The sequence below is a fragment of the Rhodococcus triatomae genome (assembly GCF_014217785.1).
In the GTDB taxonomy this organism is placed as follows: Bacteria; Actinomycetota; Actinomycetes; order Mycobacteriales; family Mycobacteriaceae; genus Rhodococcus_F; species Rhodococcus_F triatomae.
On record NZ_CP048814.1, the window covers coordinates 2419095 to 2431709 of the forward strand.

The following is a 12615-nucleotide window of genomic DNA, read 5'->3' on the forward strand; positions in this document are numbered from 1 at the left end:
CTGCGACGGCGTCCGATCGTGGGCGCTGCTCTGTGCGCTGCTCACGGCTCGCCGTGGTGACAGATCATCACGGGCATGCGGCCGCCCCTGGATTTATCTGCGACTACCGGTTACATTCAATGCAGAGACCGTCATCACAGAGGTGGCGGGGAGTTGCAGCCGGAGAAGTCGACGCGGGATGGCCGGCACCCGCCACGATGACACACGGGAGATCGCGATGACACTGTCCATGAGCGCCCGCAACGACGCAGGGCAGGACACGTACGAAGACAAGCTCCATGCGTTGTCCGAGGCGTCGGTGCACAAGCACTTCGATCCCTACGTCGACATCGACTGGGACTCGCCCGAGTTCGCCGTGACTCCGGGAGACCGTCGGTGGATTCTCAATGCCGAGGACGATCCGCTCGGTGCCCACCCGTGGTACCAGGCCCAGACCGAAGAGCGTCAGATCGAGATCGGGATGTGGCGCCAGGCCAACGTCGCGAAGGTCGGCCTGCAGTTCGAGAACATCCTGATCCGCGGGATGATGCTGTACATCTTCTACTTGCCTAACGGCGACCCGGAGTACCGCTACTGCACCCACGAGTGCGTGGAAGAGTGCAACCACACCCTGATGTTCCAGGAGATGGTCAACCGGATCGGCGCGGATGCGCCCGGTATGGGTCCGATCATGCGTCGGCTCGCGGCCTTCATCCCGCTCGCAGCCGGGCCCCTGCCCGAGCTGTTCTTCGTCGGTGTCCTCGCCGGTGAGGAGCCGATCGACCACATCCAGAAGTCGTTTCTGCGGGGCAACAGCGACCTGCACCCCATCATGAAGAGCGTGATGGCCATTCACGTCGCCGAGGAAGCTCGCCACATTTCCTTCGCGCACCAGTACCTGCGCCGCCGCGTGCCGAAGATGAGCAGGTTGGGACGTTTCGCGCTCTCGCTCGCCACCCCCATCACCATGCGCGTGCTCTGCGATCAGATCGTGATTCCGCCGCGGTCGTTCTGGAAGCACTTCGACATTCCGAAGCAGGTCCGCAAGGACCTCTTCTGGGAGAAGAAGGAAGCGCGGAAGGCGCTGCGCAACTACTTCGGCGACGTGCGCATGCTCGCGCACGAGGCCGGACTGATGAACCGCGCATCGCGGCTCGTGTGGAAGGCCTGCAAGATCGACGGCGACGCCTCGCGTTTCCGCAGCGAGCCCATCCGCCGCGTCGCCTGACCGGCCCGCGCTGCCGACAGACCCTAGGACGGGATCCACCTCTCATGCCCCACGTCGTCACCCAGTCGTGTTGTAGCGACGCCTCGTGTGTCTACGCATGCCCGGTCAACTGCATCCACCCGACTCCGGACGAGCCCGACTTCCTGACGGCGGAGATGCTGCACATCGACCCGGCGGCCTGCGTCGACTGCGGTGCCTGTGTGTCCGCGTGCCCGGTGGATGCGATCGTCCCGCAGAAGAAGCTGACCGAATCGCAGCAGGTGTTCCTGTCGATCAACGCAGACTTCTACAAGGATCAGGACGCCGGACGGGCCCGCATCGGCGGGACGGAGACCCGTCCGGCGCTGGCCAAGGTGACAGCAGCAGCGGAGGTCAGCCGAGACCGCGAGCCACTGCGCGTGGCGATCATCGGTTCCGGCCCTGCCGCGATGTATGCCGCAGACGAACTGCTGACCCAGCCGGGCGTGGCGGTCAACGTCTTCGATCGACTGCCCGTCCCGCACGGCCTGGTGCGTGCCGGTGTCGCGCCCGACCATCAGAAGACCAAGCAGGTCAGTCGCCTGTACGAGACCATCGCGACCCAGCCGGGCTTCGAGTACTACCTCAACGTCGAGATCGGGAAGCATCTCACCCACGACGAGTTGCTCGCCCATCACCATGCCGTGATCTACGCGGTCGGAGCATCGAGCGACCGCAAGCTCGGCATCGACGGCGAGGATCTGCCGGGTAGTACGTCCGCGACCAACTTCGTCGCCTGGTACAACGGGCATCCCGACCACGCGGACGACGCCTTCGACCTCTCGCACCGGCGAGCGGTGATCATCGGCAACGGCAACGTCGCCCTCGACGTCGCCCGTGTCCTCACCGCGGATCCGGAACGTCTCGCCGAGACCGACATCTCGGTGAATGCGCTCGCCGCGTTGCGGGCCAGCAAGGTCGAGGAAGTTGTGATCGTCGCGCGTCGTGGGTTCGCGCAGTCCGCGTTCACCGTTCCTGAGTTCGCCGGCCTGCTCTCCGCCCCCGACGTCGAAGTCGTGATCGAGTCCGACGAAGCACAGCTGGATGCGCAGACCCGGCATCTGCTCGACAAGGGCGAACTCCCGCACGCCGTGGCTCAGAAGCTCGTGCAACTCGAGCAGATCCGCGAGCGGCCCGCCCCCGCCCCGGGCCGGAAGCGGATCGTTCTGCGCTACCTGCTGTCCCCCACGGCGATTCTCGGCGACAACCACGTCACGGGAATCGAGTTCGCTCGCAACGAGTTCGTCGTCGGCGACGACGGCGCCGTACGGGTGAAGGCCACCGAGTCGACCGAGAAGGTCGACGCCGGGTTGGTGCTCACGTCGATCGGGTACCGGGGGGTCCCGATCGACGGGGTGCCCTTCGACGATGCCGTGGGCGTCATCCCGAACACCGACGGCCGCGTGCTCGACGCGCCGGGCGGTAGCACCCTCACCGGCGCGTACGTCACCGGGTGGATCAAGCGCGGACCGACGGGGTTCATCGGCACCAACAAGTCCTGCGCCCAGCAGACGGTGGGCCAGTTGGTCGACGACTTCAACACCGGACGTCTCACCACCCCACGCGCAGACAATTCCGCACTGGACCGACTGGTACGCGAGCGCCGGGCAGCGGTCATCGACCGGGCCGGATGGCGGTCCATCGACGAGGCGGAACGCCAGCGCGGAGCCCGAGCTCATCGGGTGCGCGAGAAGATCACCGACGAAGCGGAACTGGTGGCGCTCGCCGCGACGACGAACCAGGTGGAGTCTCGCCCGCGTTTTCGCCGCAAGCTGCGCAGCTGAGGACGATTCGCTGACGTCTCGCTCCCGGGGGGCTTCCGGGGCGGGCGTCAGACGCGGTCCGCGGGGCCGCGCTCCCAGTCGTAGGTGAGAGCCACCGCGCCACGCCACCGGGTGTACTCGCGTTCGCGTTCCACCGGGTCGACGGCGGGGTCCCACTGCCCGGCTCGGTGCCAGTTGCTGCGCAGACCCTGCATGTCGGGCCAGAACCCGGCCGCCAGGCCGGCCGCATAGGCCGCACCGCGCGAGACGGACTCGGCGACGAGGGGCCGCACCACCGGAACGCCCAGCGCGTCCGAGATCAGCTGCATCAGTAAGTTGTTCGACGTCATTCCGCCGTCCACGCGGAGCTGGGTCATCGGAAGGGCGGAGTCCGCGTTCATCGCGTCGACCACCTCGCGGGTCTGCCAGGCGGTCGCGTCCAACACGGCACGGGCGAGATGTCCTCGATCGATGAAGGACGTCAGCCCGGCGATCACTCCTCGAGCCTCCGCGCGCCAGCGCGGCGCGAACAACCCCGAGAACGCCGGCACGATGTAGCAGCCGCTGCTGTTCGGGACGGTGGCCGCCAAGGTCTCGATCTCCGGGGCGGAAGCGATGAGCCCCAACTGGTCTCGCAGCCACTGGACGAGAGACCCGGTCACCGCGATCGACCCCTCCAACGCGTAGTGGGCGGGTTCGTCGCCGATCCGGAACCCCACGGTGGTGAGCAGCCCGTGCTCCGAGCGCACGGGGGTGACGCCCGTGTTCCTGAGCAGGAATCCGCCGGTGCCGTAGGTGCACTTGGTCTCTCCCTCGGAGAAGCACGTCTGGCCGAAGAGGGCCGCCTGCTGGTCGCCGAGCGCCGCGTACATGGGGATCCCCGGTGGATCCGCCACGGTGGCTCCGAAGAACTCTCCGTTGGAACGGATCTCGGGGAGCATCGCGCGGGGTATGTCGAAGAAGTCGAGCAGTTCGGTGTCCCAGTCCAGCGTGTCGAGGCTCATGAGCATGGTTCGGCCGGCATTCGTGACGTCCGTGACGTGCCGCCCCCCGTTCGGGCCGCCGGACAGATTCCAGACGAGCCAGCTCTCCATCGTTCCGAACAGGATCTCACCGCGTTCGGCCCGGGCGCGGAGGTCCGGGTGCTCGTCGAGCATCCAGCGCACGCGTGGAGCGGCGAAGTAGCTTGCGAGCGGAAGGCCGCAGATCCGTGAGATCCGCGCCGCTTCCGGTCGCGCGAGAAGCTCTTCCACGAGTGCTTCGGTCCGCGTGTCCTGCCAGACGATCGCATGCCCGACCGGTCTGCCGGTGGCCCGTTCCCACAGAACCGTGGTTTCCCGCTGATTGGCGATCCCCAGGGCTGCGATCTCGGACGGGGACAGGCCGGACCTGCGTAGGGCATGGGACATCGTCTTCCCGACGTTGCGCCAGATCTCCACGGCGTCGTGCTCGACCCAGCCCGACCGCGGAAACCGCTGCCGGTGCTCACGCTGTGACAGGGCGACCACGCGCCCCTGCCGGTCGAAGATCACGCACCGAGTGGACGTGGTGCCCTGATCGACGGACATGACGTAGCGGGTGGTCACGGATCTCCTCCGAGTTCGTCCCCGACGGCGCGTGCGGCTTCCCGGACACGGTCGGTGAGCGCCGGGTCGGGGCCCTTTCCCGTGCTTCCCCTTCCGGCTGTCACGGCGTCGACCGTCCCCACGACGGCGATGGCACCGACGACCCGGCCACCACGATCTCGGATCGGTGCCGCGACGGAGGCGCGGTCGGCTCGGAACTCACCGGTGTCGGCCGCCCACCCGTGTGAGCGGACCGCAGACAGGGCACTCGCGACCTCGCGGGTCGTGGTCACCGTCCGGGACGTGTAGGACACGAGATCGGTTCCGGTGCGCTGTTCTGCCAGGCCGGGAGTGAATGCCAGCAGGGCCTTACCGAGAGCTGTCGCGTGCAGCGGCAGGCGGACACCGAGTCGGAGCGTCTGCGCGGGATCACCGGGCCGGAACACGTGGTGCACGACGACCGCGCTCTGATCGTGCAGGGTGGCCACGCGGGCGGACAGCCCGGTGCGCGAGACCAGTCCGTCGGCCCAGGTCATGGCGTGCGCGCGGAGGACGTTGCCGTCCACTTCACGGGAGCGGGAGTCGGGCAGACGTGAGCCGAGGGCGTATCGGCCCGACTCGGACTGTTCGACGAATCCGACCAACATCAGGGTTCGCAGTAGGCCGTGTGCCGTGCCTTTCGCGAGACCGAGCGCTCCGGCGATCTCGCTGACGCCCACCCCGTACGGCGCGCGGGCCAGGACGGACAGGATCGCTGCGGCGCGTTCGATCGCTTGAATCGGCCCGGGCACGGGGCGAGCCTAGCAGGCACGACGTCAGATCGTACGACATTGTCGAACGCACTTCATTGCCGAGCGGCCCGAGCGGTCCTAGCCTCCAGCCAACGAATTGTCCGGACCCGTCCGCGTCGTCGAACGGGGTGGCCCGGTTCGTCGACTCGCTCGAGTCGGCGGAGTGATCAGACAGCCGAGAGGGGGTCGCCGTGGAATCCGGCGCTGTCGTGGAGTCGGGCTCGGCTGTGGTGCTCGGCGGGGCCCCAGTGTCCGCAGTGTCTCCAGTGTCGGCGGCGTCCGCAGGGTCGGGAGCGACCCGTACGCACTCCGGCCGGCCGCTGGTCGGGGCTGTCGACCAGGGGACGACCAGCACCCGGTTCATCGTCTTCGACCACGAGGGTGCCGAGGTGGCGCGCCACCAGATCGAGCACTCCCAGATCCTGCCGAAGCCGGGATGGGTCGAGCACGATCCGAGGGAGATCTGGCACCGGACGTGCGAGGTCATCGCGGCCGCGAGAGATCTGCCGCACTGGTCGGTGGACGATCTGGTGGCGCTGGGCGTGACGAACCAGCGGGAGACCACCGTGGTCTGGAACCGTCGCACCGGGCAGCCGCTGTACAACGCGATCGTGTGGCAGGACACCCGCACCCAGGCGATGATCTCCGCGCTCGGGGACGACGATGTCGACCTCATTCGCCGACGTACCGGACTACCGCCCGCCCCGTACTTCTCCGCGGCCAAGGTGCGCTGGATCCTCGATCACGTCGACGGCGCCCGTGCCGCCGCGGAGAGCGGTGAGGCGCTGTTCGGGACCGTCGACTCCTGGCTGATCTGGAATCTCTCGGGCGGTCCGGACGGCGGTCGGCACGTCACCGACGTCACCAACGCCAGCCGCACCATGCTCATGGACCTGGACCGTCTCGACTGGGACGACGATCTGCTCGCGCTGTTCGGCATTCCACGCCGGATGCTGCCGCGGATCCTGTCGTCCTCCGATCCGGTGGACTTCGGGCTCACCGCGGCCGGCGGACCGTTCGGGCAGCGGGTCCCGATCGGTGCCGCCGTGGGAGATCAGCAGGCCGCCATGATCGGCCAGGTGTGCTTCGCCCCCGGCGAAGCCAAGAACACCTACGGCACAGGGAATTTCCTTCTCCTCAACACCGGCGAATCCATCGTGCGCTCGAACCACGGGCTTCTCACCACCGTCTGCTATCGGTTCGGGGACCGCCCGGCGGTCTACGCACTCGAGGGCTCGATCGCGGTGACCGGCTCCGCGGTGCAGTGGCTGCGCGATCAACTCGGCATCATCGTCGACGCGGCACACAGTGAGGTGCTCGCGTCGAAGGTGGACGACAACGGCGGCGTGTACTTCGTCCCCGCCTTCTCGGGGCTCTTCGCCCCGCATTGGCGCCCGGATGCCCGCGGTGCGATCGTCGGGCTGACCCGCTTCAACAGCAGCGGTCACATCGCCAGGGCGACACTGGAAGCGATCTGTCACCAGAGCCGCGACGTGGTCGAGGCGATGACACAGGACTCCGGCGTACCGCTGGCGGTCCTTCGAGTGGACGGCGGTGTCACTGCCAACGAGCTCTGCATGCAGATTCAGGCCGATGTCCTCGGCGTGCCCGTGAGCCGCCCGGTCGTCGCCGAGACGTCGGCGCTCGGAGCAGCCTATGCGGCCGGTCTGGCGGTCGGATTCTGGTCGGGAACCGACGAACTGCGTGACCACTGGCACGAGGACCGTCGCTGGCACCCGCGGTGGGACGACCGGCGTCGGGAGCAAGGACGACGGGGTTGGGCCGATGCCGTCGGCCGCACCCTGGACAGCTTCGCCGCACAGTCGGTGGGGACAGGAGCCGTTCCGACGGCGGGAACAGACGTGGCCGCCAGGTGAGGCGCACGTTCGATACGACGAAAGATGTAGCCATGGAGATCTATCCGACGCCCTTGAGCCCCTCGGCGCGCCGCGAGTCGCTCGAGCGGATGAGTTCGGGGGAACTCGACGTCCTGGTGATCGGTGCCGGTGTCGTCGGCGCGGGCGCGGCCCTGGACGCGGTGACGCGCGGCCTGACGGTCGGACTGGTGGAGGCGCGGGACTACGCGTCCGGGACCTCGAGCCGCTCGTCCAAGCTCGTCCACGGCGGGCTCCGCTACCTCGAGCAACTCGACTTCGCCCTCGTGTTCGAGGCGCTCCGCGAACGTTCGCTGATCCTCGACGAACTCGCGCCGCACCTGGCTCGGCCGGTCGAGTTCGTCTACCCGCTCCAACGCCGGGGAATCGACCGGGCATGGGTGGGGCTCGGTGTCGGTGTCTACGACGTCCTCGGCGCCGGACGCGGTGTGCCCGCGCACCATCGTCATCTGAGCAAGCGGAAGACGTTGCAGCGCTTCCCGGGAGCGAAACGGGGCGCTGTTCACGGAGGAGTGTCGTTCTACGAGGGATCGATGGACGACGCGAGGTTCGCGATGACCCTGGCACGTACGGCCGCGAGCCACGGCGCACTGTGTGCCGGTGGCGCCCGTGTCGTGGACTTCCTCCGCGAGGGCGAGCGCGTCGTGGGCGCGCGGGTGCTCGACGTGGAGACCGGTACCGAGTTCGACGTCCGTGCGCGCCGCACGATCAATGCGACCGGCCCGTGGAACGAGAAGCTGCAGAGCCTGATCGGTGGCGAACCACCGTTCCGGGTGCAGGCATCCAAGGGCGTGCACATCGTCGTCCCGCGCGAGAAGATCGCCTCGACCACAGGTCTGATCACCCAGACCGAGAAGAGTCTGCTGTTCGTGATCCCGTGCCCCTGGAGCGAGCGGTACTGGGTGATCGGCACCACCGACACGGCGTGGCACCACGACCTCGACGATCCGGCGGCGAGCGGCGCGGATGTCGACTACATCCTCGACCACGTCAACGAACTCCTCGCGCATCCCCTGACGCGTGCCGACGTCGTCGGTGTGTATTCGGGGCTCCGCCCGCTGGTGGTGCCGAACACCGCCGCCGGTGATGCCGGCGAGACGACGACCCTCTCGCGCGAGCACGTGGTGGTCAGCCCGGTCGAAGGACTGGTGTCGGTGGCCGGCGGAAAGTACACGACGTACCGGGTGATGGCCGAGGACGCCGTGAACATGGCCGTCGAGGGACTCGACGGCGTCGAGGCTTCCCATACCGATCGTGTCCCACTGGTCGGTGCCCGCGGTTACGGCGAACTGTGGTCCGCGCGGACGAGGCTCGCGGCCGAACTGGAGGTGGACGTCGAGACCGTCGAGCATCTGCTCGGCCGGTACGGCAGCGCGGTGATCGAGATCGCGGAGCTGCTGCGCGCGCGTCCCGAACTCGCCGAGAAGGTGCCCGGATACGGCTACCTGTGGGTGGAGATGCTGTACGCGGTCACCCACGAAGGTGCCCTGCATCTCGAGGACGTGCTCGCTCGGCGGACCCACGCGGATCTCGAATCATCCTCCGGTGCAGTCGATATCGCCGAACAGGTCGCCGAGTTGATCGCGCCGGAGCTCGGCTGGAGTGACGAGACGGTCGCGCGGGAGGTGGGCGCGTACCGCGCGCGGGTGGCCGCGGACGTGGCGGCGACGACTCAGCCCGACGACGCCTCGGCGGTCGCTGCTCAGCGCGTCGAGCGTGATGCCGGCTCGCCCGGCGGCCGGGTGGCTGTGGTGCGCAGTCTCGGCGAGCGAATCTCCACGAGAACGTGATACTGTTCGTTCGAACGAACGCTACTTTTGTCGGTGCATGGCCACCGGCAGTGCATCGCCACCGGCGCATCGGAAGGATGTGCGGGATTCCGAGGGAGGCCCCATGGATCGTGTGCTCCGTGAGCAACCGTGTCCGGTGAGTCCCACGGCGGACCCCGGCCCCGGTCTCCTCGATCAGGTGCGCGCCGTCCGGGATGGCCGCGTCACCTCCGAGGCCCTCACCCGGGCCGCGATCGAACGGATCGAGGCGAGCCAGCACGGGATCAATGCGTTTCGGGTGGTGCGCTCCCACAAGGCGATCGCCGAGGCCCGGCGCATGGACACAGCCGAGGCCCGGCGCATGGACACAGCCGAGGCCCGGCGCATGGACACAGCCGAGGCCCGGCGCATCGATTCAGCCGAGGCCCGGCGCATCGATACTGCCGAGGTTCGAGAGCTCCCGCTGGCGGGTGTGCCGATCGCGGTGAAGGACGACGTGGATGTCGCCGGGGAGTCCACCCCGTTCGGGTGTGCCGGCGACTTTCCGGTCGCGGCGCGCGATTCCGAGGTGGTCCGCAGGTTGCGGGCGGCTGGGGCGATCATCGTCGGAAAGACGAATGCACCGGAGTTCGGGCAGTGGCCGTTCACCAGTAGCACGGCCTACGGTCACACGAGGAACCCGTGGAATCGGGCGATGACGGTGGGTGGTTCGTCCGGGGGAGCGGCGGCCGCGGTGTCGGCCGGACTGATTTCGGCTGCGGTGGGGTCGGACGGCGGCGGCTCGATCCGGATACCCGCGTCCTGGACCAACCTGGTGGGGATCAAACCACAGCGGGGCCGGGTGTCCACGTGGCCCGAGGCAGAGTCCTTCCGGGGACTCACCGTGTACGGGCCGATCGCGCGGACGGTCGCGGACGCGGCGCTTCTCCTCGATGCGATCAGCGGCAATCATGACGAGGACCTGCACCGGCCCGAACCTGTTCGCTGCGGTGACGCGGTCGGTCGCGATCCGGGGCGCCTGCGCATCGGCGTTGCCTTGCAGCCGCCGTTCTTCGGGCTGTCGTCGCGTCTGCATCCCGAGGTGGAGGCTGGGGTCGATCGGGTGGTGTCGGCGTTGCGGGAGGTGGGGCACCGGGTCGAGGTCCGGGAGGTTCCCTACGGCCCGTTCGTGGGCATGAACTTCTTCACGCGGGCCATGAGCGAGGTGGCCGATCGTCTGCGGGGTGTCCCGGATCGGGATCTGGCGGACCCTCGAACCCGACGCAATGCTCGCAGCGGACGGCTGGTCGGGGGGCTGCCGCTCCAGGTGGCCCGGGCATCGGAGGGATTCATCCGGGCTCGGATGGGAGCGGTGTTCGACCACTGCGACGTCGTGTTGACGCCGACCACGGCCACCCCGCCTCCCGTCGTCGACTGCGTGGATGGTCTCGACGGGTGGGCCACCGACCGGTTCGTGACCGCGACCTGCCCCTATACCTGGTCCTGGAACGTCGTGGGGTGGCCCGCGGTGGCGGTCCCGGCCGGCTTCACCCCGAGCGGCCTGCCGGTGGGCGTGCAGTTGCTCGGTCCGGAGAACTCCGAGCCGTTGCTGGTGTCCGTCGCCGCGCAATTGGAGGCCACTCTACGATGGGAGGAGGTGCAGCCTCGGAAATGGTGGTAGTCGGTGGAGAAGCTCGGTGTTCGCGAACGCATACTCGCGGCCGCCCTGGAGATCGCCGGCAGCGAGGGGATCGCTGCGATCACCAACAGGCGGATCGCCGCAGTGGCGGGTGTCTCGCTCGGTTCCATCACCTATCACTTCGCGACCCAGACCGACCTGCTGCGCGCCGCTCTGGCCCAGTTCGTCGTCGAGGAGAAGGAGCGACTCGGTGCGGTTGCGGATCAGTTCCGCGGGCAACCGCTGGGGAGCGTGGCGACCCTCGTGGATCGGGTGGCCACCGACCTGGCCTTCTCGGCGGAGCGGATCGCCCCGTTCGAGTACTACATCCAGGCGGGTCGTGACCCGGAGCTACGTGGCGCAGCGACCGAGTGCTTCGAGGCGTACGACGATCTGACGATGGCGGTTCTCGGGGCGCTCGATGTTCCGAACCGGGAGATGGTCGCGGCGGTGCTCGTCGGGATGGTGGCCGGGCTTCAGCTGCGCCGTCTGGCGACAGGGCAGTCGAGGGACGAAATCGCTTCTGCGATAGTCCTCGTCATCTCCGGAGCTTTTGCTTCCGCCGGCAGGCAGTAGCGCAGCCGATCGGTAGCTGTCTTCCCTTCATGCCTCGAAACTCGTTGGAATTTCAATGTTTCAGAGGTTCACACTAAAGAGGTGATCGAATTCCCTTGCAGCAGTGGACAACTGTTGCTTCGGACACAGTTCGGTAGAACTCACCAACTCCTTGTGTAGATTCCTGTGCGAAATACCCGAATTTCGCAGTACGGATCCGGTCAGGGGCAGGCGGAAGATCCCGTCGCGTCCCAGGATCTCGCGCACAGTGCACGTTTCGGTATCCGGGGCACCCGCACCCGAACGCTCTCGCACATCGACCGACACCCGTCTCCCCAGGAGTTACCTTGACCTTCTCGCGTTTCGAGGCGATCGGAACCTATCTGCCGTCCCGGGTCGTCACCACCGACGAACTGATCGGGCAACTGGCCGAACCTCCGACCTTCGACTTCGCCGCCGTCACCGGTGTGCAGGAGCGGAGGTTCCGTTCGACCGACCCTGACGACCTGGAGGACTCGTTCACCCTGGCCTGCAAGGCCGTCGACGAGTGCCTCGCTCGATCCCGGTACGAGGCCGAGGATCTCGACGTGGTGATCTCCACGTCCATCACCCGCACCCGAGGCGAGCGGATGTACTTCGAACCGTCCTTCGCCGCCGTACTCGCCCAGCGGATCGGGGCCCACCGGGCGATCCACTTCGACCTGTCGAACGCGTGTGCCGGGATGCTCACCGGTACCTACATCCTCGACGCGATGATCCGCTCGGGAGCCGCGCGCAGGGGAATCGTGGTGAGTGGCGAGGCGATCACCCCCATTGCGGAGACGGCGGTTCGGGAGATCTCCGAGAAGTACGATCTGCAATTCGCCTCACTGTCGGTCGGTGATTCGGCGTCCGCCGTCGTTCTCGACGAGTCCGTCGACGAGGCGGATCGGATCCACTACGTCGATCTGATGACCGCTGCCGAGTACGCCGATGCATGCCTGGGAATGCCGAGTGAGAAGACGCAGGGCATCGCGCTCTACACCGACAACCGCAGAATGCACAACGAGAGCCGTTTCAAGCTGTGGACCGATGCGCAGGGGGAGTACCTCGATGCCACGGGTCGCAGCTTCGGTGAGGAAGGGTTCGACTACATCATCCATCACCAGTTCGGCGCCTCGGCCGTGAACTACATGAACGAGCTCGCGGAGCGCGAGTTCGGGGTCCCGATGCCACCGTCACCCGGTGTCGTCGAGAAGTACGGAAATACCTCGACCACCTCACATTTCGTCGTTCTGCACGATTGTCTGCAGCAACGCTCGATTCCGAAGGGGTCGAAGATCCTGATGGTCCCGGCCGCGTCCGGAATCGTCACCGGCTATCTGTCCACGACGATCACATCTCTGGAGGCGTGAC

Annotated in this window: 9 protein-coding genes; 7 read left to right on the forward strand and 2 right to left on the reverse strand. The window is 67.6% G+C overall.

Annotated features, from left to right (window positions below):
* The first annotated feature begins 217 nt into the window (after positions 1-217).
* Together G4H71_RS11355 and G4H71_RS11360 are read left to right on the forward strand one after the other, a co-directional pair.
* Positions 218-1207, forward strand: coding sequence for an AurF N-oxygenase family protein (locus tag G4H71_RS11355; protein WP_083343159.1), 990 nt, complete (start codon positions 218-220; stop codon positions 1205-1207).
* A gap of 44 nt (positions 1208-1251) precedes the next feature.
* Complete coding sequence (locus G4H71_RS11360; protein WP_072738542.1) at positions 1252-3009, forward strand: FAD-dependent oxidoreductase; 1758 nt, start codon at positions 1252-1254, stop codon at positions 3007-3009.
* Between the two features lie 47 nt (positions 3010-3056).
* Here G4H71_RS11360 and glpK (G4H71_RS11365) read toward each other — a convergent pair whose 3' ends face one another.
* Positions 3057-4574: a glycerol kinase GlpK gene (glpK, locus tag G4H71_RS11365; RefSeq protein ID WP_139183283.1), complete on the reverse strand. Its 1518-nt coding sequence runs from the start codon at positions 4572-4574 to the stop codon at positions 3057-3059.
* Positions 4571-5344: an IclR family transcriptional regulator gene (locus G4H71_RS11370; protein ID WP_072738541.1), complete on the reverse strand. Its 774-nt coding sequence runs from the start codon at positions 5342-5344 to the stop codon at positions 4571-4573. The genes glpK (G4H71_RS11365) and G4H71_RS11370 overlap by 4 nt, the downstream gene beginning before the upstream one ends.
* 266 nt (positions 5345-5610) lie before the next feature.
* Here G4H71_RS11370 and glpK (G4H71_RS11375) point away from each other — a divergent pair, with 266 nt between their 5' ends.
* The 5 genes from glpK (G4H71_RS11375) (at position 5611) to G4H71_RS11395 (ending at position 12614) form a co-directional block, all read left to right on the forward strand.
* Positions 5611-7221 (forward strand): glycerol kinase GlpK, encoded by a 1611-nt coding sequence (gene glpK / locus G4H71_RS11375; protein WP_246442962.1) that lies wholly within the window; start codon positions 5611-5613, stop codon positions 7219-7221.
* 32 nt (positions 7222-7253) lie between these two features.
* Positions 7254-9029 (forward strand): glycerol-3-phosphate dehydrogenase/oxidase, encoded by a 1776-nt coding sequence (locus G4H71_RS11380; protein ID WP_072738540.1) that lies wholly within the window; start codon positions 7254-7256, stop codon positions 9027-9029.
* 103 nt (positions 9030-9132) lie between these two features.
* Complete coding sequence (locus G4H71_RS11385; RefSeq protein WP_072738615.1) at positions 9133-10668, forward strand: amidase; 1536 nt, start codon at positions 9133-9135, stop codon at positions 10666-10668.
* Between the two features lie 3 nt (positions 10669-10671).
* The gene (locus G4H71_RS11390) at positions 10672-11241 is read left to right on the forward strand and encodes a TetR/AcrR family transcriptional regulator (RefSeq protein ID WP_072738539.1); all 570 of its coding nucleotides are present in this window, start codon (positions 10672-10674) and stop codon (positions 11239-11241) included.
* 326 nt (positions 11242-11567) lie between these two features.
* A complete protein-coding gene (locus G4H71_RS11395) occupies positions 11568-12614 on the forward strand; it encodes a 3-oxoacyl-ACP synthase III family protein (protein WP_072738538.1) in 1047 nt (348 codons plus the stop codon).
* The last annotated feature ends 1 nt before the right edge of the window (position 12615 follow it).